The 24,645-nt window shown below is 63.1% G+C and carries 24 protein-coding genes and 2 tRNA genes; 15 read left to right on the forward strand and 11 right to left on the reverse strand.

The features are described 5' to 3' along the window. Nucleotides 1–33 precede the first annotated feature (33 nt). The 3 genes from uvrC to J2W49_RS06260 all read left to right on the forward strand — a co-directional run bounded on the left by uvrC (nt 34) and on the right by J2W49_RS06260 (nt 3,726). A complete protein-coding gene (gene uvrC, locus J2W49_RS06250; protein ID WP_310313799.1) occupies nt 34–2,100 on the forward strand; it encodes an excinuclease ABC subunit UvrC in 2,067 nt (688 codons plus the stop codon). 119 nt (nt 2,101–2,219) lie between these two features. Beyond that, nucleotides 2,220–2,789, forward strand: coding sequence for a CDP-diacylglycerol--glycerol-3-phosphate 3-phosphatidyltransferase (pgsA, locus tag J2W49_RS06255; RefSeq protein WP_310313059.1), 570 nt, complete (start codon nt 2,220–2,222; stop codon nt 2,787–2,789). A 19-nt stretch (nt 2,790–2,808) separates the two neighbouring features. Further along, entirely contained in the window at nt 2,809–3,726 is a 918-nt protein-coding gene (locus tag J2W49_RS06260; protein WP_310313066.1) for a DMT family transporter, read from the forward strand. Here the strand turns inward: J2W49_RS06260 and J2W49_RS06265 are convergent. After that, nucleotides 3,677–4,648, reverse strand: a complete 972-nt coding sequence (locus J2W49_RS06265; RefSeq protein WP_310313069.1) for a LysR family transcriptional regulator — start codon at nt 4,646–4,648, stop codon at nt 3,677–3,679. The genes J2W49_RS06260 and J2W49_RS06265 overlap by 50 nt on opposite strands. A 96-nt stretch (nt 4,649–4,744) precedes the next feature. Between J2W49_RS06265 and J2W49_RS06270 the strand changes: the two genes are divergently transcribed. The 6 genes from J2W49_RS06270 (at nt 4,745) to J2W49_RS06295 (ending at nt 9,090) form a co-directional block, all read left to right on the forward strand. Continuing rightward, complete coding sequence (locus J2W49_RS06270) at nt 4,745–5,839, forward strand: tartrate dehydrogenase (RefSeq protein ID WP_310313072.1); 1,095 nt, start codon at nt 4,745–4,747, stop codon at nt 5,837–5,839. Between the two features lie 294 nt (nt 5,840–6,133). Further along, nucleotides 6,134–6,406: an HU family DNA-binding protein gene (locus tag J2W49_RS06275; protein WP_304913224.1), complete on the forward strand. Its 273-nt coding sequence runs from the start codon at nt 6,134–6,136 to the stop codon at nt 6,404–6,406. A 22-nt stretch (nt 6,407–6,428) separates the two neighbouring features. Further along, nucleotides 6,429–6,504, forward strand: a tRNA-Val gene (locus J2W49_RS06280). 92 nt (nt 6,505–6,596) lie between these two features. Continuing rightward, entirely contained in the window at nt 6,597–8,516 is a 1,920-nt protein-coding gene (locus tag J2W49_RS06285; protein ID WP_310313075.1) for a SurA N-terminal domain-containing protein, read from the forward strand. A gap of 64 nt (nt 8,517–8,580) precedes the next feature. After that, nucleotides 8,581–8,656 (forward strand) — tRNA-His (locus J2W49_RS06290). Nucleotides 8,657–8,937: 281 nt separating this feature from the next. Then, entirely contained in the window at nt 8,938–9,090 is a 153-nt protein-coding gene (locus tag J2W49_RS06295) for a DUF3096 domain-containing protein (protein WP_310313078.1), read from the forward strand. A 36-nt stretch (nt 9,091–9,126) separates the two neighbouring features. On the opposite strand, the gene J2W49_RS06300 is transcribed toward J2W49_RS06295, so the two are convergent. Next, on the reverse strand, nt 9,127–10,113 hold the full coding sequence (locus J2W49_RS06300; protein WP_310313080.1) for an NADPH:quinone oxidoreductase family protein: 987 nt from the start codon (nt 10,111–10,113) through the stop codon (nt 9,127–9,129). A 272-nt stretch (nt 10,114–10,385) separates the two neighbouring features. Between J2W49_RS06300 and surE the strand changes: the two genes are divergently transcribed. The 5 genes from surE to rlmD all read left to right on the forward strand — a co-directional run bounded on the left by surE (nt 10,386) and on the right by rlmD (nt 15,444). Then, entirely contained in the window at nt 10,386–11,219 is an 834-nt protein-coding gene (gene surE / locus J2W49_RS06305) for a 5'/3'-nucleotidase SurE (RefSeq protein WP_310313084.1), read from the forward strand. Nucleotides 11,220–11,269: 50 nt separating this feature from the next. Next, nucleotides 11,270–12,094: a protein-L-isoaspartate(D-aspartate) O-methyltransferase gene (locus J2W49_RS06310; protein WP_310313802.1), complete on the forward strand. Its 825-nt coding sequence runs from the start codon at nt 11,270–11,272 to the stop codon at nt 12,092–12,094. A gap of 177 nt (nt 12,095–12,271) precedes the next feature. After that, nucleotides 12,272–13,117: a peptidoglycan DD-metalloendopeptidase family protein gene (locus J2W49_RS06315; protein WP_310313805.1), complete on the forward strand. Its 846-nt coding sequence runs from the start codon at nt 12,272–12,274 to the stop codon at nt 13,115–13,117. Nucleotides 13,118–13,151: 34 nt separating this feature from the next. Further along, nucleotides 13,152–13,937: a 3'-5' exonuclease gene (locus tag J2W49_RS06320; RefSeq protein WP_310313087.1), complete on the forward strand. Its 786-nt coding sequence runs from the start codon at nt 13,152–13,154 to the stop codon at nt 13,935–13,937. Between the two features lie 61 nt (nt 13,938–13,998). Then, complete coding sequence (rlmD, locus tag J2W49_RS06325; protein ID WP_310313090.1) at nt 13,999–15,444, forward strand: 23S rRNA (uracil(1939)-C(5))-methyltransferase RlmD; 1,446 nt, start codon at nt 13,999–14,001, stop codon at nt 15,442–15,444. 45 nt (nt 15,445–15,489) lie between these two features. Here rlmD and J2W49_RS06330 read toward each other — a convergent pair whose 3' ends face one another. Both J2W49_RS06330 and J2W49_RS06335 read right to left on the reverse strand, forming a co-directional pair. Further along, a complete protein-coding gene (locus J2W49_RS06330; protein WP_310313093.1) occupies nt 15,490–15,849 on the reverse strand; it encodes a hypothetical protein in 360 nt (119 codons plus the stop codon). A gap of 149 nt (nt 15,850–15,998) precedes the next feature. Beyond that, on the reverse strand, nt 15,999–16,694 hold the full coding sequence (locus J2W49_RS06335; protein ID WP_310313095.1) for a Bax inhibitor-1/YccA family protein: 696 nt from the start codon (nt 16,692–16,694) through the stop codon (nt 15,999–16,001). Between the two features lie 228 nt (nt 16,695–16,922). Here J2W49_RS06335 and J2W49_RS06340 point away from each other — a divergent pair, with 228 nt between their 5' ends. Continuing rightward, on the forward strand, nt 16,923–17,330 hold the full coding sequence (locus J2W49_RS06340) for a GlcG/HbpS family heme-binding protein (RefSeq protein WP_310313098.1): 408 nt from the start codon (nt 16,923–16,925) through the stop codon (nt 17,328–17,330). A gap of 137 nt (nt 17,331–17,467) precedes the next feature. On the opposite strand, the gene J2W49_RS06345 is transcribed toward J2W49_RS06340, so the two are convergent. The 7 genes from J2W49_RS06345 to J2W49_RS06375 all read right to left on the reverse strand — a co-directional run bounded on the left by J2W49_RS06345 (nt 17,468) and on the right by J2W49_RS06375 (nt 24,615). After that, nucleotides 17,468–17,674, reverse strand: coding sequence for a hemin uptake protein HemP (locus J2W49_RS06345; protein ID WP_310313101.1), 207 nt, complete (start codon nt 17,672–17,674; stop codon nt 17,468–17,470). Nucleotides 17,675–17,704: 30 nt separating this feature from the next. Next, nucleotides 17,705–18,118: an ExbD/TolR family protein gene (locus J2W49_RS06350; RefSeq protein WP_310313104.1), complete on the reverse strand. Its 414-nt coding sequence runs from the start codon at nt 18,116–18,118 to the stop codon at nt 17,705–17,707. Between the two features lie 158 nt (nt 18,119–18,276). Next, nucleotides 18,277–19,011, reverse strand: coding sequence for a MotA/TolQ/ExbB proton channel family protein (locus J2W49_RS06355; RefSeq protein ID WP_310313107.1), 735 nt, complete (start codon nt 19,009–19,011; stop codon nt 18,277–18,279). Between the two features lie 22 nt (nt 19,012–19,033). Then, nucleotides 19,034–19,726, reverse strand: a complete 693-nt coding sequence (locus tag J2W49_RS06360; protein WP_310313110.1) for an energy transducer TonB — start codon at nt 19,724–19,726, stop codon at nt 19,034–19,036. A 295-nt stretch (nt 19,727–20,021) separates the two neighbouring features. After that, complete coding sequence (locus tag J2W49_RS06365) at nt 20,022–21,134, reverse strand: alpha-hydroxy acid oxidase (RefSeq protein WP_310313112.1); 1,113 nt, start codon at nt 21,132–21,134, stop codon at nt 20,022–20,024. Nucleotides 21,135–21,481: 347 nt separating this feature from the next. Further along, the gene (locus J2W49_RS06370) at nt 21,482–22,165 is read right to left on the reverse strand and encodes a Fe2+-dependent dioxygenase (protein WP_310313114.1); all 684 of its coding nucleotides are present in this window, start codon (nt 22,163–22,165) and stop codon (nt 21,482–21,484) included. A gap of 107 nt (nt 22,166–22,272) precedes the next feature. Continuing rightward, nucleotides 22,273–24,615, reverse strand: coding sequence for a TonB-dependent receptor (locus tag J2W49_RS06375; RefSeq protein WP_310313116.1), 2,343 nt, complete (start codon nt 24,613–24,615; stop codon nt 22,273–22,275). Between the last annotated feature and the right edge of the window lie 30 nt (nt 24,616–24,645).

Consider the following 24,645-nt stretch of genomic DNA (forward strand, 5'->3'; position numbering starts at 1 on the left):
ACGACCCTTGCCGCTCAGTTCACAATGGCGCCCATGTCCGAGACCCATTCCGAACAACTGCTGAGTGAAGTTGCCACCCTGCCAGGCCTGCCCGGCGTGTACCGTTATTTCGACAGCCAGGGCCAACTGCTCTATGTGGGCAAGGCGCGCAACCTGAAGAAGCGCGTGGCCAGTTACTTCCAGAAGAACCACGACGGCACCCGCATCGGGCACATGGTGAGCAAGATCGCGCGCATGGAGACCACGGTGGTGCGCTCCGAGGCCGAAGCGCTGCTGCTGGAAAACAACCTCATCAAGACGCTGAATCCGCGTTTCAACATCCTGTTCAGGGACGACAAAAGTTACCCCTACCTGAAGATCACCGGTACCCGCGAAACCTTTCGGACGGCGCCGCGCCAGCCCTCGCCCTCCATCGCATTCCCGCGCATGGCCTACTACCGCGGCGCGGTGGATCGGCGACACAGCTACTACGGCCCTTACCCCAGCGCCTGGGCGGTGAAGGAGTCGATCACCTTGCTGCAGAAGGTGTTTCGCCTGCGCACCTGCGAAGACACCGTGTTCGCCAACCGCACGCGCCCTTGTTTGCTCTACCAGATCAAGCGTTGCAGCGGCCCCTGCGTGGACCTGGTGGACAGCGAAGCCTATGCGCGCGATGTGGCCGATGCCGAGCGCTTTCTGCGTGGTGAAACCCAGGCCGTGCTCGACGCACTGGAGCAGCGCATGATGGGCCACGCAGAAAAACTGGAATTTGAACAGGCGGCAGAGATCCGCAACCAGATGTCGGCGCTGTCCCGGGTGTTGCACCAGCAAGCCATGGACACCGTGTCAGACAAGGACGTGGACGTGCTGGCCGTGAAGGTGCAGGGCGGTCGCGCCTGTGTGAACCTGGCCATGATCCGGGGCGGCCGCCATCTGGGCGACCGGCCGTATTTCCCTGCTCATGTGGAAGACGCCTCTGCCATCGAAGGCGCGCTGGCCGACGATGAGGCTCCCCAGCCAGGAGAACCCAGCGAGCGCGTGGCCAGGCAGGTACTGGAAGCTTTCATTGCCCAGCATTACCTGGGCATTGCCATGCCGCACACACTGGTGACCAGCCACGCGGTGGGCAGGCCACTGCTGGATGCGCTTTCCGAGCAGACGGGCGCCAAGGTCAGCGCCGTGCACCAGCCGCGTGAGCACCGTCGCATCTGGCTGGAAATGGCACAGAAAAACGCCGAGATCGCGTTGGCGCGCCTGCTCGCCGAAGAGGGCTCCCAGCAGTCCCGCACCCGCGCATTGGCCGATGCATTGAATCTGCCCGACGACCAGCTGGACGCGCTGCGCATCGAGTGTTTCGACATCTCGCACACGGCGGGAGAGTCGACTCAGGCGTCCTGCGTGGTGTTCGAGGGCCACAAGATGCAGAACAGCCAGTACCGGCGCTACAAGATCGAAGGCATCACGCCAGGCGACGACTACGCCGCCATGCGGCAGGTGCTGTTGCGCCGCTACGGCAAGATTGCCGAGGCGATGAAGGAAGACACTGGCGAGGCACTCGTGCCGGCCGGCACCGAGGATTCGGTGTTGGGGCCTTCAGCCCCAGCGCTCGCAGAGCAGGACCCCGCCGACACCGCTCTGCCTGAACCCACGGTAGAAGCCATTTCCGGTCCACGAATGCCCGACTTGGTGCTCATCGATGGTGGCAAGGGTCAGGTGAGCATGGCGCGCGAGGTGTTTGAGCAGTTGGGGCTGGATCTCTCGCTCATTGTGGGCGTGGAGAAGGGTGAGGGCCGCAAGGTCGGTCTGGAAGAGCTGGTGTTTGCCGACGGGCGCGACAAGGTCTACCTGGGGCACGATTCCGCCGCCCTGATGCTGGTGGCGCAAATCCGCGACGAGGCCCATCGCTTTGCCATCACCGGCATGCGCGCCCAGCGGGCGAAGGTGCGCACCGGGGGCAGCCGGCTGGAAGATATTCCTGGTGTCGGGCCGAAAAAGCGTGCTCGGCTGTTGCAGCGCTTTGGCGGTGTGCGTGGCGTGGCATCGGCCAGCGTGGAAGATCTGTGCACCGTGGACGGCATTTCAGCCGAGCTGGCCGATGCCATCTACCGGGCGCTCCACTGACAGCTGCGATGGGATGGCCCTGGCCTGCGAGACGGCATTTCGTCGAGGTCACCTCTCGCCTGATTTCTGCAAAACCACATGGTTGAAACGCCCGGGCGGCGCCAACGCATAATCGCGTCATGTTCTTCAACCTTCCTACCTTGCTGACCTGGGCGCGCATCATTGCGATTCCCCTGATCATCGGGGTGTTTTATCTGGAAGGCATGAGCATGGCCCAAAAGAACCTGATCGCCACGATCATGTTCGTTGTGTTTGCAGCCACCGACTGGGCCGACGGCTACCTGGCCCGCAAGCTCAACCAGACTTCGGCCTTCGGTGCCTTCCTGGATCCGGTGGCCGACAAGTTCCTTGTTTGCGCCAGCCTCCTTGTGCTGGTGCATCTGGACCGGGCCGACGTGTTCGTGGCCCTCATCATCATTGGTCGGGAAATCGCCATTTCGTCGCTTCGGGAATGGATGGCGATCATTGGCGCCACCAAGAGCGTGGCCGTGCACATGCTGGGCAAGGTCAAGACCACGGTGCAGATGGTGGCCATTCCTTTCCTGCTGTTCAATGGCAGTGTGTTCGGGATGATCGATACCCATCTCTGGGGCACCTGGCTCATCTGGGCCTCTGCGGTGCTCACGGTCTGGTCCATGGTGTATTACCTGCAAAAAGCCTTGCCGGAAATTCGCGCCCGCGCGCGCTGATCCGCTGCCCAATGCGAACATGGTGAGCACAACCAAGGACAACGCGTGGCTGCGTGCCATGCCCTGGGTGTTCGTGCTGATCTGGAGCACGGGCTTCATCGTGGCGCGCTACGGCATGCCGCACGCACCCCCCATGAAGTTCCTGGCCGTGCGGTACGCCCTGTCCATCCTGTGCTTTCTGCCCTGGATCTGGTTCTCGGGTGTCAAGTGGCCGTCCAGTCGCAAGCAGTGGCTGCACCTGTCGGTGACCGGGGTTCTCATGCATGCGGGGTACCTGGGCGGCGTATGGGCCGCCATCAAGGCCGGCATGGGCTCCGGCCTGTCGGCGCTGATCGTGGGCATTCAGCCGGTGCTCACGGCCATCTGGCTCTCGGGCACGGGTGCCAAGGTCTCCAGGCGCCAATGGATGGGGCTCCTGCTGGGCTTTGCCGGCTTGGTGCTGGTGGTGTCGCGCAAGTTCGGCGCAGGCGGGCCGGGCGACCAGGCCAACTGGATCAATCTGTCGTTTGCCGTGATGGCGCTTTTGGCCATCACCGTGGGCACGCTGTACCAGAAGCGCTATGTGGCGGCCTGCGACGTGCGCTCTGCCAATGCCGTGCAGTTGCTTGCCGCGTTTCTGGTGACACTGCCGCTGGCCCTGCTGGAGTTTGAGGCCATGCGCTGGACGCACGGCGATGCTGGCGTGAACTGGGAGCTGACCGGCGCCATGGCCTGGTCGGTGCTGGGCCTGACCCTGGGTGGCAGCTCGCTGCTCTACATGCTGATTCAGCGTGGAGCGGCGGCATCGGTCACCAGCCTGATGTACCTGGTGCCACCGTGTACCGCGCTGATCGCCTGGATGCTGTTCGACGAGCCCATCACGCTCGTGACGGTGGCCGGCATTGCGCTCACCGCTTTCGGCGTGAGCTTGGTCGTGAGGCCGGCGAGGGCCGCCTGACTTTCCACGGTTCTTCGCGGAAGCGTTCGGCGAGAAAATCCACCAGCAGGCGAATGCGTTTGGGATTTTGTGGCCGGTAAGGTGCCAGCCAGTGGATGTCTGCATCCGTCATCGCATATTCAGGCAGCACACGCACCAACTGCCCGCTGGCCAGCTGGGGTCCGATGTCCCACAGGCTACGCAGCATGATCCCCTGTCCGGCCAGACACCAGTCGCGCACCATCTCGCCCGAGTTGCACGACATGCTGCCGCTTGCTGGCAGGTGCAGCACCTGGGGCTCGACGCCCCGCTGCAGTCGCCAATGGTCAATATGCCGATCGACCGGGCTGCTGTTCTCGCGCACGACGAGGCAGTTGTGTGCATGGAGGTCTTGCGATGTTCGGGGGGTGCCGTGGGCCAGAACGTAGCTGGGTGCGGCCACCAGCACACGCTGGTTGGGTGCCAGCCGTCTGGACACCCACTCGGCGGCGCGTTCGTCAGGCGCGTTCCACAGCCAGATGGCACCGTCAAAGCCCTCCACCGCCAGATCCGGCAGGCGCTCGGTGAGTTGCAGGTCGATCGCGACCCTGGGGTAGCGGTGTTGAAAGTCGGCCAGGGCAGGTCCCACCCAGAGCCGGCCGAAACCGAAGGTGGCTGCCAAGCGCAGCGGGCCGGCAGGCTCGACCTGGCGTTCCCTGAGCTCGGATTCCAGTTCGTTAAAAGCGCTCAGGATCCGGGCTGCGCGCTCGCACAGGACGTCGCCCTCGGCAGTCGGACTGACGCGGCGGGTCGTGCGCTGAAACAGGCGCAGGCCGAGTTCGGCTTCAAGGGCGGCGAGTCGTTTGGTGATGGCCGATGGGGCCACACGCAGGGCCTTGGCCACCATGACCAGGCTGCCATGTTGGCGGACGGCCGTGACAAGCTCCAGATCGGAACGTTCCAATTGTTTCTCATGAGGAAATGATTGATTCCATTATTGTTGCTCAGCTAAGGGCTATGCTGTGGCCATGGCATGAGATTTCAACCGCAGGAGAACACCATGAGCAAGCACCGCATCGCTGTCATCGCCGGAGATGGCATTGGCCAGGAAGTCATGCCTGAAGGACTTCGGGTGTTGGAGGCGGCGGCTTCCCGGTTCAACATTGAGCTGCAATTCGACCACTTTGATTTCTCGAGTTGCGACTATTTCGAGCGGCACGGCAAGATGCTGCCCGATGACTGGAAGGACCAGATCGGTGGCCACGAGGCCATCTATTTCGGCGCGGTGGGCTGGCCGGACAAAGTGCCTGACCACATCTCGCTGTGGGGTTCGCTGTTGCTGTTCCGACGCGAGTTCGATCAGTACGTGAACATCCGGCCTGCGAAGCTCATGCCAGGTGTGACCGCACCGGTGGTGCGCCGTGACGGCAGTCCACGGTTGGCCGGCGAGATCGACATGGTGATCGTGCGCGAAAACACCGAGGGTGAATACTCCAGCATTGGCGGGCGCATGTATCCCGGTACCGAGCGCGAGATCGTGGTACAGGAGACAGTGATGTCACGCATCGGCGTGGATCGGGTGTTGCGTTACGCCTTCGAGGTGGCGCGCTCGCGCCCCAAAAAGCACCTGACCAGCGCGACCAAATCCAACGGCATTGCGATCACCATGCCTTATTGGGACGAACGCGTGGCGGAGATGGCCAAACAGTATCCGGACGTCAGGGTCGACAAGTTCCACATCGACATTCTCACCGCCCATTTCGTCCAGCGCCCCGATTTTTTTGATGTGGTGGTGGGCAGCAATCTGTTTGGCGACATCCTCTCCGATCTGGGTCCGGCATGCACTGGCACCATCGGCATCGCGCCCAGTGCCAACCTCAACCCGGACCGCACGCACCCGTCTCTGTTCGAACCGGTGCACGGTTCCGCCCCCGACATCGCAGGACGGCAAATCGCCAACCCGATCGGGCAGATCTGGTGTGGCGCCATGATGCTCGATTTCCTGGGGCATCGTGCGGCCCATGACGCCGTGATGCAGGCCATCGAGTCGGTCCTGTCGCCTGGCAGCGGGGCTCCGCGCACCCCCGACCTTGGTGGCTCCGCCCAGACCAGTGACGTTGGCAAGGCCATCGAGCAGGCGCTGTTGGGCGCCTGACCACGGAAGGGTCCAACGTTGCGCCGCTGAGACCCTGTGACTGGGCCGGCCCGCCAGCACCCGTTGTGAAAGCGACTAGAATCTCGCGTTTCGTGATGTCTGGTGAGCTCCAGTGCCGCACGCGTATTGACAGCGGTGGCGGCCCGTGGGTCTAATCACCCGGCGCTCTGGCGTGGCCCGATGGGTTGCGCAGGTGCCCATCGGAGCTCACAGGGTTTGCCCGCGATACCAACAGTACCGTCGGCCTGCACCTTTCCACACGGATTCTTTCAATCAATTCAAGAGGGGCTATTTGTGAATAAAACCGAACTCGTCGAACACATCGCCAAGCACGCCGACATCTCCAAGGCGGCAGCTGCGCGAGCGCTGGACTCCACCATCACCGCCATTCGCACCACGCTCAAAAAGGGCGGCACCGTTTCGCTGGTGGGTTTTGGTTCGTTTGCCGTGACGAAACGCCCGGCGCGTAAAGGGCGCAACCCACGCACGGGTGCTGAGATTAAAATCAAGGCCGCCAAGGTCCCGAAGTTCCGCCCGGGCAAGGCCCTCAAAGATGCGCTGAACTGATGCGATCTGCAGGTTTCCGGTGGGGTGCTTAGCTCAGTTGGTAGAGCGGCGCCCTTACAAGGCGTAGGTCGGCGGTTCGACCCCGTCAGCACCCACCACCACTGAAAAGGCGAACCCGGGTTCGCCTTTTTTTATGTTGCCGCAGCGCCCGAGTGGGTGGCTCCGGTCTTTTGTTTCAGGGTATCAAGGCATGTTCGATTCCATCCGCAATCACAAGAAGTACCTCATGGGCTTCTTGATGATCCTGATCATTCCAGCGTTCGTGCTGTTCGGCGTCGAGGGTTACAGCCGCTTCAACGAAGGCGGGGAACCAGTGGCCACCGTCGACGGAAAAGAAATCAACAAGCTGGAATGGGATCGGGCGCACCAGACCGAATCGCAACGTCTGCGTGAAGCCATGCCTTCTCTGGACGCGCGCATGCTCGACAGCGAAGAGGCGCGCTACGCCACCCTGGAGCGCCTGGTGCGCCAGCGGGTTCTGGCCACTGCGGCTCAGAAACTCAACCTCTATACCAGCGATCGCCGGCTGGCACAGGATCTGCAGGCCAATGAAACCATTGCTTCCTTGCGTCGTCCGGACGGCACGCTGGATGTGGATGCATACCGTGTGTTGCTGGGTCGTCAGGGCTTGACGCCCGAGATGTACGAGGCGAGGGTGAGGGCCGATCTTTCGCAGCGGCAAGTTGCGCAAGCCATCCAGGGCACCAGTTTCGCCACCGAGGCGCTGGCAAATGTGTCATTGAACGCCTTCTTTGAACGGCGCGAGATCCGGGTGGCGCAGTTTCTGTCCACAGACTTTGCCGCCAGCGTGAAACCAACCGAGGCCGAGATCGAAGCGTTTTACAGCAGCAACGCGGCGCTGTTTCAGGCACCCGAGCAGGCCGATATCGAGTACCTCGTGCTCGACGCAGCGGCGCTGGAAAAGTCGGTCGTGCTGGCAGAGGCCGATGTGCGGGCCTACTACGAACAGAACGCTGCCCGCTTGTCAGGTTCCGAAGAGCGTCGCGCCAGCCACATCCTGCTGACCGTGCCCCAGGGCGCTTCTGATGCCGACAAGGCTGCTGTTCGTGAGCGCGCTGCTGCGCTGCTTGCACAGGTAAAGGGTGCACCCCAGACCTTTGCCGAAGTGGCGAAATCACAATCGCAGGACCCCGGCTCGGCGCCAAATGGAGGCGATCTCGATTTCTTTGCTCGCGGCTCCATGGTCAAGCCGTTTGAAGATGCGGTCTACGCGATGCAGAAGGGCGACATTTCCGATCTGGTGGAAACCGAATTCGGTTTTCACATCATTCAGCTCACCGACATCAAGGCTCCCCCACTGAAGAGCTTTGAGGACATGCGCGCCGAGATCGAGAAGGATCTGAAGCGACAGCAGGCACAGCGCCTCTTTGCGGACTCAGCCGAAGCCTTCAGCAACCTGGTGTACGAACAACCCGATTCGCTTCGGCCTGCCGCAGAGCGCTTCAAACTCAACATCCAGGAGGCGAAAGGCTTGACCCGCCAGCCTCAGCAAGACGCTGGCGTTCTGGCCAACCCCGCGTTGCTTGAGGCGATTTTCTCGCCCGAATCCATCGAGCGAAAGCGCAACACGGAGGCCGTTGAAACCGGCTCTGGTCAACTGACCTCGGCTCGCGTGGTCCAGCACTCACCTGCGCGCACCCTGCCTCTGGCCGATGTCCGCGAGAGCGTGCGGCAAAGACTGGTGGCACAGCGCTCTGCCGAACTGGCGCGAGAAGAGGGCGAGAAAAAGCTGGCCGCATGGAAAGCGGGAGGCGACACCACAGGGCTTGCAGCAGCGGTCACGGTTTCACGTGACAACCCGCAGGGCGTCCTGCCCCAGGTGCTCACGGCAGCGCTCAGTGCAGACCCCAAGGCTCTGCCGGCCTGGGTTGGCGTGAGCCTGGGCGAGCAGGGGCATGCGGTGGTCAGGGTGGACAAGGTGCTGCCCCGCGAACCGGGCGACGCACAGCGCCTGGCGCAAGAGGTGCAGCAGTACACCCAGTGGTGGTCCGCCGCCGAAGGCGTGGCCTATTACGACATGCTCAAGGAGCGGTTCAAGGTCCGCATCCTGGTTCCGGAACCTGCTGCTGCGGCCGCCGCACCACGTTGATCGACTTCACCCGGCATCCGGGTGAAAAGTCGAGTGGACTTCGAGCTATAATTCGACGCTTGCGGTGGCTGTAGCTCAGTTGGTAGAGTCCAGGATTGTGATTCCTGTTGTCGTGGGTTCGAGCCCCATCAGCCACCCCATCGAATGAAGAAAGCCCGGTTTTTGAAACCGGGCTTTTTTGTTTGTGGTCTTGACGCTTGCGAGATTTGCGATGGGGTTCCCCGGATGACAAGATATCTGGAAAGCGGAACCACTGACAGACCGACAGCAACAAGCCACGCGACGGCTTCCAGACTCGTCTGTTGAATGCCTGCGTTAGATAGCGCACAGACGGCTGGCCGAACCCATACAAAATGGGTCGTCTGCCCTGATGCCTCAGCACAGGCCGCGCCACCACCCCAGTTCCATCGACGGAGAAACCATGAACCTGAATTTGAGCATTGGCCCACTGATCGCACTGATCGCCGGCATCCTGATCCTCATCATGCCCCGCATGCTGAACTACATCGTTGCGATTTACCTGATCATCATCGGTCTGGTTGGCTTGCTGGGTGGCAGTTTCAACTTGCGATAGAGGAGCAGGGCTAGAGGCGCATGACGCCCTGCCGGTTCAGTTCACCAGCACCAACTTGCCCTTGACCGATCGCGATCCCATGATTTCGTAGGCCTTGTGCAACTCGCTCATGGGCAGGGTCTGGTCGATCACGGGCTTGACCTGGCCTTTGGCGTACATGCTGGCCAGTGTTTGCATCATCTCGGCGTTGGCCGTGGGTTCGCGGCGCGCGAAGTCGCCCCAGAACACGCCCACGATGCTTGCGCCCTTGAGCAAGGTCAGGTTCAAGGGCAGAGAGGGAATCGGGCCACTGGCAAAGCCCACCACGAGGTAGCGACCCCGCCAGGCAATGGACCGGAAGGCCGGCTCGGCAAATTCGCCGCCCACGGGGTCGTAAATCACGTCCGGGCCCTTGCCATCGGTCAACTGCTTGATCACGTCGCGAAGCCCCTTGGCGGGCGTGTGCTCGCTGTAGTTGATGGTGGCATCGGCGCCCAACTGCTTGCACAGCTCGCATTTCTCTTCGCTGGACGCTGCGGCAATCACCCGCGCGCCGGCCGCTTTGGCAATCTGTATCGCGGCGGTGCCCACGCCTCCGGCGGCACCGAGTATCAATACCGTCTCGCCGGCCTTGAGTGCGGCCCGGTCCATCAGCGCATGCCACGAGGTGGCGTAGATCATGATGAAAGCCGCTGCATCCACCGGAGGAAAGCCGAGAGGCAGCGGCATGCACAGCGCAGCAGGTGCCAGGGTGTGGGTACCAAAGCCGCCGGTGCCGCTGAGACACGCCACAGGCTGACCCACCTGGAGATGGGTAACGCCCTCGCCCAGGGCCTGAACCACCCCGGCGTACTCCGAGCCCGGCACAAAGGGCAGGGCGGGCTTCATCTGGTACTTGTTCTGCACAATCAGGAGATCAGGGAAATTCAGGCTCGCAGCCTGGATTTCGATCAGCACCTCGCCTTTTTGAGGCACAGGGGTCGGCAATTCTTTCCAGATCAGGGCGTCGACGCCCACCGGGTTCTCGCACAGCCAGGCTTGCATGGGGATTTCCTATGTTGAGGCACGGCATTCGGATGTGAGCAGCAGCGATGACAACTAAAACCGCGAGCATTCGCGGCAGCGTCCTCTGGGCGAAGGCGCCCATTCATGCCTGGAAACATCCGAATGGCAGGACCTGAATCAAAGCTGACCATGATAGAGACAGAGTGAGGCCCGCAACAACAGGGTAAGTCCAGCATTTGTCCCGGGCGTGACCCATGCGCAGCCAGCAGACGAACCCGATCAGCGAGGCCATTGCACCTAGAATCTGCTCAATGAAAATCCTCATCTCGAATGACGACGGTTACCAGGCGCCGGGCATCGTCGCCCTGTACGAAGCGCTCAAAGGACTGGCCGAGGTGGAAGTGGTGGCGCCGGAGCACAACAACAGCGCCAAGTCCAATGCGCTCACCCTGCATTCGCCACTGTATGTTCACACGGCACCCAACGGATTTCGTTACGTCAATGGCACCCCAGCCGACTGCGTGCACATCGCATTGACCGGTTTGCTCGGCTACCGGCCCGACCTGGTGGTGTCAGGCATCAACAACGGTGCCAACATGGGGGATGACACCATTTATTCCGGCACCGTTGGTGCGGCCATGGAGGGCTACCTGTTTGGCATCCCGGCCATCGCGTTTTCCCAGACCGAGAAGGGATGGGCTCACCTGGAGGCGGCTGCCAGCAAGGCCAGTCAACTGGTGGCTCAGTTGTTGCCCTCCTTGAGCGAGGCGGCGCAGCGGGCGGAACCCTGGTTGCTTAATGTGAACATCCCCAACCGGCCGCTGCAAGACATCAAGGGCTTCAAGGTGGCGCGCCTGGGACGGCGCCATGCGGCCGAACAGGTCATCTCGCAGACCAATCCCCGGGGTGACACCATGTACTGGATTGGAAATGCCGGGCCTGCCAAAGACGATGCCGAAGGAACCGATTTCCACGCGGCCGCCCAAGGCTACGCCACGATCACACCCCTGCAGGTGGATCTGACCGATCACGATAGACTGCCTTATTGGGCACCGGCGGCGGCCCAGCTTTCGCAAGCGTCGCCGTCGACGACGCAATTGCCCAAAGAAGCCCCTATGACGACCGACGCAGGAGATGCTTTTTGAAACGGGACGTCATCGGCAAGTTGGTCAAGCCATCGGCCGTCGGCGCGGAAGTGCGGCCCAGGCCCTCGTTTCCCGTCAAGCTGACGACCGCACAGCAGGCGCCACAGGGTCGCAGCCAGGTGGGAGCCTCCGGTCAGGGTCCTCGGGTGCAGGCAGTTGGCAAACCCGCTGCGTTTGCCCCAGTCCAGGTGGGGCGGGAACCATCAAGACCTCCAGTCCGAAAGGCCCACGGGACAGAGTCGCAGGCGGCTCGCTTGGCCATGGTGCGAAAGCTGGAGACCCACGGCATTCGGCATCCGGCGGTGCTTGCCGCCATGGGCAAGGTGGAACGGCACCGTTTCGTGGATTCGGCGCTGGCCAATCAAGCCTATGAAGACACCAGTCTGCCCATTGGCCTCGGGCAGACCATTTCCAAACCGAGCGTGGTGGCTCGCATGATCGAACTGCTGTGTCACGACCGGCCTGGGAAGCTCGGGCGTGTCCTGGAGATTGGCACAGGCTGTGGCTACCAGGCCGCCGTTCTGAGTGTGGTGGCGACCGAGGTCTACAGCATGGAGCGCTTGCGCGGATTGCATGAGCGGGCACGCGAGAACCTGCGCCTGTTGCGCTTGGCCAATCTTCATCTTTTGATGGGGGACGGCATGTTGGGCTTTGCCAAGGGGGCGCCCTATGCGGCCATCATCGCGGCCGCAGGCGGTAATGATATTCCGCAAGCGTGGCTTGAGCAGCTTGCCGTGGGTGGGCGGCTGGTGGCGCCGACGGTGACGGCCACCGGGCAGCAGAATCTGGTGGTGGTGGACAAGACCGCCAGAGGCCTGGTGCGGACCGAGCTGGAAGCGGTGCACTTCGTGCCACTAAAATCGGGCATCGGGTGAAACCCTGTGCTTCATGGGTAATCGAACATATTTTTTTGAGTACCGCCATCTGGTCGGTGCTTGCGCATAAAGGTGCAATTGGTGGGAGTTTTCATGATCAAGCGCGATTTCCTTGCTGCGGACTCCGCGGTCCATCCGGGACGGCCTTCTTGGCAGGGGGCTGCAGTGGTGGGCCTGATGGCCGTGATGCTGCTTTCTGCCGGTTGCGCAACCCGTCGCGCCTCGTCGCCCGCGCCCGTGGAGGACCGTATTGGTGGTGCTGTGACGGACGTCAAGCCTTTGCCTGGCGCTGAAAATGCCGGCAAGGCCGGCTTCTACACCGTCAAGCCGGGCGACACGTTGTTCCGGATCGCGCTGGACAGCGGACAAAGCTGGCGCGACATACAGGCCTGGAACAACCTGACCAATCCGAACATTCTGGAAGTGGGGCAGATCTTGCGCGTGCAGCCGCCAGGTGCCACACCACCCCCGGTGGCGGCGGTCACTCCGCCCGCTGCGACGCCGGGTACTGCTGCCGTCACACCTGTGGCGCCTTCCGGTGTGGTGCCGCGCCCGCTCTCCTCGAGCGATCCAGTGCCACTGGCGCCTGCCACACCGTCTGCGACCACCCCGGCGACTCCGGCCGTGCCGCCGAATACGGATTCGGCCGGCGCTGACGAACTGAACTTCGTGTGGCCTGCCCAGGGCACGGTGATCGCGGGTTTCGATGAAGCCAAGAACAAGGGCGTGTCCATTGCCGGTCGCGTGGGTGATCCTGTCATTGCGGCAGCAGATGGTCGGGTGGTCTATGCCGGCGCCGGATTGCGTGGCTATGGCAACCTCGTCATTCTGAAACACAACAATACCTACCTCACGGCCTACGCACACAATCAAGCCCTTCTTGTGCGCGAGGATCAGTCCGTTCGTCAGGGGCAGAAGATCGCCGAGATGGGCAGCAGCGACACCGACCGCGTGAAGCTCCACTTTGAGGTCCGCCGTCAGGGCAAGCCGGTCGATCCGCTCAACCACCTGCCGCGGCGTTGAGCCTGAAACCCAACTCGCACCGACGCCGAACAGCATGACCTGGCCTGTCATGGTGTTTGACATCGAGTCGATTCCTGATGTCGATGGTCTGAGAGCCCTGCATGCCGCCCCGCCCGAGTTGTCCGACGCAGAGGTGTATGGCGCCTGGCTGGCAGGGCGCAAGGAAAAAGGGCAGAGCGACTTCATGCCGTTGCACCTGCAGCGCATCCTGGTCATCAGCGTGGTGTTTCGCAACTCGGAAGGACTGCGCATCCATTCGTTTGTGGACCGCGATGGCCAGAGCGAAGGCAAGGTGGTCCAGACCTTCTTCAATGCGGTCGAGAAGCACACCCCACAACTCGTGAGCTGGAATGGCAGCGGCTTCGATTTGCCGGTGCTGCACTACCGGGGGCTGCGACACGGCGTGGAAGCCGGCAAGTACTGGGACCTCGGGGAAGACGACCGCGAGTTCAAGTGGAACAACTACATCAGCCGCTACCACATGCGTCACCTCGACCTGATGGATCTGCTGGCCATGTATTCGCCCAAAAACAATGCGCCGCTGGATGCGCTGGCCAAGCTTTGCGGTTTTCCGGGCAAGCTGGGCATGGACGGCTCGCAGGTCTACGCACAGTACCTCGCCGGCCAGTTGGAGGACATCCGTCGCTACTGCGAAACTGACGTGATGAACACCTACTTGGTGTATTGCCGGTTCCAGAAGATGCGCGGCGGCTTCACCGAAGCCGAGTACGAGCAGGAGATCGCCTACGTCAAGGAAACCTTGGGCAATCTGGCCTCCACGGAGAGTCACTGGGACGAGTACCTCACGGCCTGGATGTGAAACTGGGTCTGCGGTTGGCCGCGTGGCCAGACCGCCACTCGCGTCCTGAGACAATCGGGGGATGACTGCACCCCTTGCCCACGAAAACAGCTTGCTCACCACCGCGCGTGAAGACGCGCCCGCCGCATCCGAGGCCTCTTTGCCTGACGGCTGGCTGGCGGTGGAATCTCTCGACATCGATGCCCAGGGCATCGCGCGCCGTCCGGACGGCAAGGTCGTCTTCATCGAGGGCGCCTTGCCTTTTGAGGTGGTCAGCACCAGCGTGCACCGCAAGAAGAACAACTGGGAGGCGGGTGTCGTCACGGCGATCCACCGCGAGTCCTCGCAGCGGGTGCGCCCGGGCTGCCCGCACTTTGGCCTGCATGCCGGTGCCTGCGGCGGCTGCAAGATGCAGCATCTCCATGCGTCCGCCCAGGTGGCGATCAAACAGCGGGTGCTGGAAGACAACCTCTGGCACCTGGGAAAAGTGAAGGCCGAAACCATGTTGCGCCCCATCGAGGGGCCTTCCTGGGGCTATCGCTACCGGGCCAGGCTCTCGGTACGCCATGTGCACAAGAAGGGGGTGGTGCTGATCGGGTTCCACGAGCGCAAGAGCCGCTATGTCGCTGACATGACCGTCTGTCCCGTTTTGCCACCCCATGTCAGTGCCATGCTCATGCCGCTGCGGGAGCTGATCTTCGGCATGGACGCCCGCGAAACCTGCCCCCAGATCGAGCTCGCCAGCGGCGACGAGGTGACGGCTCTGGTATTGCGGCATCTGGAGCCCCTGTCGGAAGACGATGTGGCCCGACTTCGTGCCTTCGGGGTGCAGCATGGCGTGCAGTGGTGGCTGCAGTCCAAAGGACCAGAGACCGTGAAGCTGCTTGATGAGGGCGGCCCCATGCTCTCCTATGGCCTGCCGGAATTCGACATCTCCATGCCGTTCAAGCCAACCGATTTCACGCAAGTGAATCCGTATGTCAATCGGGTGCTGGTTTCCCGGGCCATTAGGTTGCTGGATCCCCAGAAAAATGAGCGAGTGATCGACTGGTTCTGTGGACTTGGCAATTTCACGCTGCCGATTGCCACGCTCGCGGGCGAGGTGCTGGGCATCGAGGGCAGTGAAACCCTGGTCGCTCGCTCACGCGAGAACTTTGAACTCAACCAGGCCGACCGGTTGGCGCCATTGGGTCAAACGGCTTTTGTGGCGCGCAATCTGTTTGAGATGACGCCGGAGATGCTGGTGAACGACGGCGTTGCCGACAAATGGCTGGTGGATCCGCCGCGCGAGGGCGCATTCGCCCTGGCAAAAGCCATGGCCGATCTGCACCAGCAACCCGATCTGCGCGGCGACTGGACGCCACCCAGGCGCATTGTCTACGTCAGCTGCAACCCAGCCACCCTGGCCCGCGACGCTGGCCTCCTGGTGCACCAGGCGGGCTACCGCTGTACGTTTGCCGGGGTGGTCAACATGTTCTCCCACACGGCGCATGTGGAGAGCATGGCCGTTTTTGATCTGGACGACTGATCGATGCAGGTGGGGTGCGCCAGCCCAGTGGTTGGCGCGCCTTGTTCAGGAGCTGCGCGAACCCTGGCCAGCCTTTGACGGATCGGGCGACACGGATTCCTGGGTGCTGGATGGGTCCGAGCCGCCGGTTGGGCTCACCGCCGGCATGCCGACGATGGCGTTTTCGCGCATGTACTCGTCCATCTCGCGCCAACCTGCAAACACGGCAGCCTTGCCGGCCCTGGGGTTGCTTTCAAAGCAGGCTTCGATGCTGCGCACCGCGTGACGACAGGCACTGCCAATGGCCTTGGCCTCGGCCTCTTTCTTGGCTGCAATCTGGGTCGCGGTCTCGATGCCCAGGGCTTCGCACCCAGCGAGCAGGCTCGCTGCGCTGACCAGACAAAGGGTGATGGCGGGGTGTCGCATGATGGGAAAGGGCTTGTTGGAAGTTCTTTCGGCATTTCCGTGCGCAACTTGATGCCTTTTGCAGAAGCGACACACCCGTCGCAGCAAAAAGAAAAAGGACCCGAAGGTCCTTTTTTTGTGCCTCAAAGGGCCAACGGGAACGGTGCACGTCAGTCGCGCTCGCCGCCAAAGATCCCCAGCAGTGCCAGCAGGCTTTGGAAGATGTTGAACAAGCTCAGGTACAGCCCAAGGGTCGCCGTGATGTAGTTGGTTTCGCCGCCGTCCACGATGCGCTTGAGGTCGTAGAGCAGGTACATGCTGAACACCAGAATCGCGAGCGTGGCGATTGCGGCCATGCCGGCGGTGCTGCCAACGAACACGTTGATGATGGCGCCGACCATGATCGCAAGTGCACCTGCGAAGAGCCACTTGCCCATGCCGGACAGGTCGCGCTTGATGATGGTGGACAGGTTGGCCATCACGAAGAAGACGGCCGCTGTACCGCCGAAGGCGGTCATGATCAGGCTCGATCCGTTGCTCAGGCCGAGAACGGCGCCGAGCAGGCGGGAGAGCATGAGACCCATGAAGAAGGTGAACCCCAACAGAACGGGCACGCCTGCTGCGGAGTTCTTGGTTTTCTCGATCGCGAACATGAAGCCGAACGCGCCACCAAGGAACACGATCAGACCCAGACCGCCGGTGAGGCCCGCTGTGATGCCTGTCTGCACACCGATCCACGCACCCAGCACGGTGGGCACCATGGACAGGGCAAGCAACCAGTAGGTATTGCGCATGACCTTGTTGCGCTCGGCAGAGGTCGAAACAGCAGTGCCGAAGCGGCCGCTGGTTTGGATGTGGTCGGACATGGTGGTGAACTCCTTCAATATCTGACTCAGGTGGGCAATCAAGCGCTTGGAGCGCAGGATTGTCGAAAGGGCATTGTAGACGGCTGGGGCCCAGCGCGTGCCCGGGCAAGTGCAAGCAGCCTTTGGGTATGCTCCATTCACCGCACCGGACTTGCGGCGTCTGTGTTCATGTACCCCATGCGCCGTCTGTCGTGTCCGTTCTCTGACCACCTCACCAAGGAAAAGTTCATGAAAAACAAAGCCGTTCTCGAACTCGTCGATCTCAAGGCCATTGCCGCAGCCGCCGAAGCAGAGGCCCTGCAGAACAACTGGGCCGTGACGATTGCGATCGTTGACGACGGTGGGCACCTGTTGTGGCTGCAACGTCTGGACGGCGCCCCGGCAATATCTGCCCACATTGCCCCTGCCAAGGCCCACACGGCAGCGCTGGGCCGCCGTGAAAGCAAGGTCTATGAAGACGTGATCAATCAGGGGCGCGTGTCGTTTCTGAGTGCGCCCACCGTATCCGGCATGCTGGAGGGTGGGGTGCCCATCCTGAAGGACGGGCAGACCATTGGCGCGGTGGGCGTGAGCGGTGTGAAATCCACCGAAGATGCCCAGATTGCCCGCGCCGGCATCGCTGCGATCGGTCTCTGACCGCGGTCTGATTCAAAAAATGCCTGGCTAACGGTCGCCTTGAGGGCTTCCCTGGCTGGCCAAAAACGACGTCGGGGAGGGTGAGATCCCCGGGTCGCCCCACGATGAAACAGATACAGATACCGGCGGAAGAACGCCTATTTGGTGAGGATGAGCTTGCCGGCCCGGGTGCTTTGCAGGCGGTAGAGCGCTCCGTTGTGTTCGATGGCCACCGTTTTCTGCCCTCGCAGCAGACTGGCGCTGTGCAACACCTGAGAGACTTCCGACGGCTCAGTCGGTGACATTTCGCGCGCCCATGAGGGCTTGCGCGGGTCGATGTCTGCGGCGGGTTGTGGTGTTTTCATGGCAATGTCCCTGGATGCTGAGCGGCGCAATCACTGCGCAGCAGGTTCGGTGATGAAACCAATCTTGCGAACACCGGCCCGCTGGGCGGCAGCCATCACCTGGGCCACCCGTTCGTAGCGCACAGCCTTGTCGCCGCGAATGTGCAGTTCCGGTTGTGGCTCCTGCGCGGCCGTTGCCGCCAGTCGAGCCTCGAACTCTGCGTCGTCGATCCGCGCGTCGTTCCAGAAGTAGACACCGTCTGCATCCACGGCGAGCCGGATGTTCTCCGGCTTGTCCAGCACCTTCTCGTTGCTGGCGCGTGGGAGGTCGATGTTGACCGCGTGTTTGATCACGGGGACGGTGATGATGAAGATGATCAGGAGAACCAGCATCACGTCGATGAACGGGATCATGTTGATCTCGCCCATCATGGTGTCGCTGTCTTCCTGGGTTCCTATGGCCATGAGCGGCTCTCCTTTATGCGTGAAGACTTCGATGCGCCGAAGCGCTATCCCGATGCATGACGCGGTACAAGCCCAGGGCGCCGCCGGGCCGGCTTTGCCGGACGGCCAGTGCCGCCCCCTTGAGGGGGTCGCGCGCAGCGCGGCGGGGGTGTTTCATTTCAGGCCTTCTTCATGGGAAGGACCTTGCCGTCGCCACTGGCGGTGACGCGTGCGCCGGTCACAAAGTAGGCATGCAGATCGTGTGCAAAGCGATTGAGCTGGTGAATCACACCCTTGTTGCCACGCAGCAGGGCGTTGTAGCCCAGCACCGCAGGAATGGCCACCACCAGGCCCAGCGCGGTCATGATCAGCGCTTCTCCAATGGGGCCGGCGACCTGATCGATGCTCACCTGACCCGCCGCGCCGATACCGATCAGGGCGTGGTAGATGCCCCAGACCGTGCCAAACAGCCCCACGAAGGGTGCGGTGGAGGCAACCGAAGCCAGCACGGACAGGCCACCCTGTGCGCGCGCCTGGAAGTCATCGACACTTTTGCGCAATGAGCGCTCGACCCAGTCGCTCACGTCCAGCGTGTCGTGCAGCTGTGTTCCGGTGCGGCCGTCCTTGTGCAGGATGTGCCGGGTGGCCTCCCGGCCTTCCAGTGCCACCGCCCGGAAAGGATTGCTTTCCGTGGAGCCTAGCTTGTCGAGACCTTCGGCGAAATCCGCGCTGTGCCAGAAGCCCTCAATGCCTTTGGCCTGTGCGCGCTGCGCGCGCTGGTCCAGCGCTTTCCAGAGAATGATGATCCAGGTGGCCAGCGACATGGCCAGCAGCACCAGGGCGACCGAGCGTGTGACCCAGTCACCCTGCAGCCAGACTTGTGCCAATCCTGATGTGGCGATTTGTGAATCCATTTGGGAAGTTCCTCAAAGACGGTTATTCAAGAACAAAATTGATGGGCACGTTGAACCACATGGCTTCGGCAACGCCATTGCGCTTGCCGGGCACATAGCGCCACCTCTGCACGGTTTGCAGTGCGGTCTGATCGAGGCGTTCGTAGCCACTGGAGGTGCGGATTTCGGCGCGCGTGGCAGTGCCATTCGCGTCGATGAATACCCGCACGACGACCTTGCCCTGTTCCCCGAGGCGTCTAGAGAGTGCAGGGTAGGCGGGGCGAGGGTTGTTGAGGTAGTCGGCGTCGCTTGAAGGCAGCTCGATGCGAGGCGGGGCAGGCTGCTGGACGGCTTCGGTCTGCACGGAAGGCGCTGTGGCTGGCGCCTGGGCGACGGGCGGCGGTGGGGGCGGCGCAGTGATCGTCGCCGGCTCAGCCACCTGGGGAAGGGGTTCGGCAATGGGCACGGGCTCTGGCCGGGGCACGGGCTTCACGACGGGGCGAGGCTTCTGAATCACGGGCTCGGGTTTAGGCGCCGGAGGAGGGGGCGGCGCAGGTGGGATCTCGGGCTGCGGGGCTTCGATCATTTCTGCGATCACCTGCACCGGAACCACCGTCTCGACCACGCGTGAAAGCAGTCCGCTCTGCATGGCCCACAGGCCCACGACATGCAGTCCGATCACGGCGCAGACAACGGCCAGCCGTTGGGGAATGCGGGTAGATGAAGCGGATGACATGAAGGGCTGGGGCAGTGCGGGCGCCAATGGAGAAGCAATCATGGTGTCAGCGTCGCAGGCAGGCAGGCGGGGTGGGTATCAAGAACAGGCTCTTCGTTCAAGAGCGAAACACCCACCAGAGCGCGGCGAGCACGGCAGCGAGGCTAAGGCCCAACATTGTGACTCCCGTGACCATGGTGGTTCCCTTCTTGAACGGTGCCAAATGGCATTTTCTGGGTTTAGTATAAACGAGAATGCGTCGCATTTATATGTGTATTTGAAGCGATGCCGATCTTTCGATGCTGGTCGGAGGTCCTTAGGGGGAAGACATCGGCTTGGCGAGCGCTTCACTGGCGCCAACCAGCGATGAACACCCTGTGAGGGCCATGGCCAACTCCAGCTCGTCGCGCAGGAGTCGCAACACGTGCGCCACACCGATGGCGCCCGCATTCGTCAACCCGTGAAGAATGGGGCGACCCACCATCACCGCGGCAGCACCCAGGCCGATGGCTTTCAGGACGTCGGTTCCGCGCCGGATGCCGCCATCCACCAGCAGGGGTACGGCACCGCCAACTACCTGCGCCACCGCCGGCAACAGCATGGCCGTGGCGGGCACCGTGTCGAGCGTGCGACCGCCGTGGTTGGACACGATCAGGCCGGCCGCGCCGGCGCTCACGGCGAGGCGGGCGTCGGCGGGGTGGGTGATGCCCTTGAGCAGCACCGGCAGCCGAGTGATGGACCGCAGCCAGGCCACATCGTCCCAGCTGGGGGCGTGGGTCATCAAGTCGTCGAAGAGGGCGCTCTGACCGGGCCGCAAGACCACCGGGTCGGGCTCGCGCAGTCCCCGAAGGTTGACGGCCGAGATGCCGGGCGGGAGTGTGAAGCCGGCGCGTCGTTCGCGATCGCGTGCTCCGTTGACAGGTGCGTCCACCGTGAGCACCAGCGCCTCGTATTCCGCCGCCTCGGCGCGCTGCACCAATTCGCGTGTGAAACCCCGGTCGGCCTGCAGGTAGAGCTGGAACCACAGCGGCCCGCGGGCACTCTCGGCCAGCACCAGTCGTGCCACGTCTTCCAGAGGCGTGCTGGCCTGGGTGCTCAGGACAAGACCGGCGCCCAGTACCGCCGCAGCCAGCGCCGTGGCCATTTCGCCATGGGGATGGGCCAGGCGCTGATAGGCCATGGGGGCAATCAAAATCGGGTGCGCCAGCGTACGCCCCAGCAACTCGACCCGTGTGTGCGCGCCCGCCAAGGGTTGGAGCACACGGGGCAGCAGCGCAATGCGTTGCCAGGCCAGCACGTTTTCGCGCAACGTGAGCTCGTCGGCCGCCCCGCCGTTGAAGTAGGCATCAGCCTGAGCGGAGAGTACGGAGCGGGCAAAAGCCTCATGGTCGGCGAGATTGACAAGGCCCTCGGGCAATGTCGTGCGCACCGATGCCGCATCAGTGGCCGGGCCGCCCCCTACCGAGTCAGCCCCCTCGGGGGGCAGCGACCCGCGCAGCGGCGGAGCGTGGGAGCCTTCAGACCGCAGCGCCGGGCCGCCCCAAGCAAGGTCAGCCCCCTCGGGGGGCAGCGACCCGCGTAGCGGCGGAGCGTGGGGGCCTTCAGACCGCAGCGCCGGGCCGCCCCAAGCAAGGTCAGCCCCCTCGGGGGGCAGCGACCCGCGCAGCGGCGGAGCGTGGGGGCCTTCAGACCGCAGCGCCGGGCCGCCCCAAGCAAGGTCAGCCCCCTCGGGGGGCAGCGACCCGCGTAGCGGCGGAGCGTGGGGGTCTTCTCCACTCATACTTCCGCCCACATGCGCAGAAGATTGTGGTACGTGCCGGTCAGGGCCGTGGTCTCGGCGGTTTCGCCGTGCTGCTGGCGCAGTGCGAGCAGGCTCATGTCCAGCTCGTAGAGCAGGCGGCGCTGTTCGTCGCTGCGCACCATGCTCTGCACCCAGAAGAAGCAGGCCACACGCTGTCCGCGCGTGACGGGTGTCACCTGGTGCAGGCTGGTGCCGGGGTAGAGCACGGCGTGGCCTGCGGGCAGCTTCACGCCGCGCGTGCCAAAGGTGTCGGCCACCACGAGTTCGCCGCCGTCATAGCTGTCGGGGTCGTTGAGGAACACGGTGCACGACACGTCGGTGCGCACGCGCTCACCGGTGTCGGCCTTGATGCGGATGCTGTTGTCGATGTGGTTGCCGTATGTGTTGGCCTCGCCGCTGTAGCGGTTGATGCGCGGCGTGAACACACGCAGGGGCAACGCGGCCGAAAAAAACAGGGCCGAACGGTCCAGGCCGCTGAGGACGAGGTGGCGGATGCGCTGAGCCGCCGCACAGTCGTGCGGCAGTTGCTGATTGTTCTTCACGGTCCGGGCCTGCGGGCCCGCGCTCTCGCGACCGTCTGCCCAGGGCGCGTCGGCCAACAACAGCTGGATCTCGGCCAGGTCTTTCGCAGTCAGGATGTCGGGCAGTTTGAGCAGCATGGGAGCTTCTGGGAAGATGAGCGGTATTCACAAAAAGGCAAAAAGCCGCCCCGCTGCGCAGCAGGGGCGGCAAACCCTGGAGACAAAAAACCTGACGGTGCGAGCGTTCAGAACTTCAAGCTGGCGGTCACCTGCAAGGTGCGACCAGCACCCGGGATGTAGTGCCCGGGGTAGAGCTGGTCGGCGTACAGCTTGTCGGTGACGTTGGTGAGGTTGGCCTTGAGCGTGAGGCGGTCGAAGTCGAACTTGTATTCGGCCATCAGGTCCGTGGTGACGTAGGAGGGCACACTCCAGTCGACGCGGGTGGGCTTTTGCTTGCTGCGGAAGTTCAACCCAGCGCCCACGCGCAACCGGGACGTGAGCTGGTAGGTGGTCCACACGGTGCCGCTGTGCTCAGGCGTGAGCGATGGGCGGTCGCCGACACGTTCACCGGGCGCGCCCTGAGTGCAGGCGCCGGTGGCCGGGCAGGGGGCTGCATTGTCCACCTTGGCCACCGGAATCCACATGTAGGAGCCATAGACCTCCCATTCGGGGGCGAGGCGTCCGGTGATGTCGGTTTCGAAACCGGCCACGTGGCGGCGGCCGCTCAAGGTGACTACCGGGCGGTCCGGATCGGTGTTGCGTTCGTTGAGCTTGGTGGAGCGAAACACCGCCAGGCGGGTGGTGAAGCGCTTGTCGGCCGAGTCCAGTTTGGCACCGATTTCGAGGTTGATGCTCTTCTCGGGCGGCGTGTCCACGTTGGACGCACCCAGCGAGTAGGCGTCCCCCGATGTATTGAAAGAGGTGCCTGCCGAAGCGTGGAAAGAGTGCAGGGCCGTGGGCTGGAACAGCACGCCCACACGCTGACTCACCTCAGAGACTTTCATGCGGTAGCTCTCGGCGGTCAGCGGACCGGCTGCATCGTTTGGCAGGTTGTAGGTATCGTAATCGCCGGTCAGGTGGTCATAGCGCAGGCCGCCCACCAGCTTCCAATGCGGGGCCACGTGCACAGTGTCCTGCACGTAGGCGCCGAATCCCTGCGCCACGTACTGATTGTTCACTCTCAGCACCCGTGAGGATTCATCGACCCAGGCGCCGTCGTTGGGCGTGCCCACGGTGGTGGTCGGCTTCGTGATCGTGACGCCGCCTTGAGCGGCAGAGCGAGCCGCAAACACCGTTCGCTTTTCGCGCGACACGTCGGCGCCAGCAATCAACTCGTGCTTCAGCCCCAGACCTTCGAAATGGGTGTTGTAGTCGGTCTGGGCATGGATGTTTTCCATGTCCTGAATTTTCAGGTGGTTGCCGCGCGTGAGCACCGTGCCGGGGCCGAAACTGTCCAGGCTGACGGCACTCGGGCACTGCGGGTTGTTGACCATACCAGTGGTCGGGTTGGTGTTCGAGGTGCACAGGCGGATGGCACCTGAACGCTGGTCGCGTTCGAACTTGCCCACACGCACCAGGGTCCTGAGCTCGCTGTCGCGGCTGAAGCGGTGGGTGTGGCCGAAGGTCGCGATGGTGCCGCCACTGTGGCTGTAATCGCTGGCAGCACCGTAGTAGGCATCGGGGCTCAGCGGCAGCAGCACCCGGTCGGTCGCGTCAGGGGTGGGTGCGATGTACGGAATGCCGTAGTTGATGCCATTGTTGTTGTCCAGGTGGTAGAGGCTGGCGAGGAACTCGTTCTTTTCACCGATGCCGCTGCGGTAGGCGATGGCCGCGCCGCGCTTGTCCAGGCTGGAGCCCGCGCCATTGTTGTCGGCCTTGGTGGCCATGGCGTTGAGTCGCAGGGCCGAGCTTTCGCCGGTCTTGATGTTGAAGTCACCCGTGGCGCGCACGTACTTGTGGCTGCCCAGGGTCAGGTCAACCTGGTGTTCGTCGATCAGGCGGGGCGCCTTGCTGACCTGATTGACGGCACCGCCGGTGGAGCCGCGACCAAACAGCATGGAGGCCGAACCGCGCAGCACTTCCATGCGGTCCAGGTTGAAGGTATCGCGGTCGTAAATGGCCGGGTCGCGCATGCCGTCGATGAACAGGTCACCCGTGGCTTGCAGCGAGAAGCCACGCAAGCGGATGTCTTCTTCACCGCCTTCTGCCGCGAGGAAGGTGATGCCGGAAGTGTTCTTCAGCGCTTCCTTGACGGTGTCGAGGTTGCGATCGTCGATGAGCTTTTCGGTGACGACCGTGACCGACTGAGGAATGTCGCGCAACTGCTGATTGCCTTTGCCGATGCGGGTTTCAGTGGCGCGCAATGCGTCCTTGCCCTCTGGCGCCTCGACCGTTTCACGCACCACCACCGTGGGTAACGAGGCTTCGGCAGGGGGCGGCGCGTTTTGCGCCATGGCGTTCATGGTGCCGGCCAGCAGCATCGCACCCAGCGGCAGCAGGGCGGCAGAGGAGCAGAGGGGGCTGACGGCGTCGGTGCCAGTGCCGGCAAGGGCAGGGCGAGAAGCAGGAGGGAAAGGGGTTGCAGACATGGGTGCGCAGTTCGCTGGCAAGGTGTTGTC

The organism is Hydrogenophaga palleronii (assembly GCF_031457455.1).
GTDB classification, from domain to species: domain Bacteria; phylum Pseudomonadota; class Gammaproteobacteria; order Burkholderiales; family Burkholderiaceae_C; genus Hydrogenophaga; species Hydrogenophaga palleronii_A.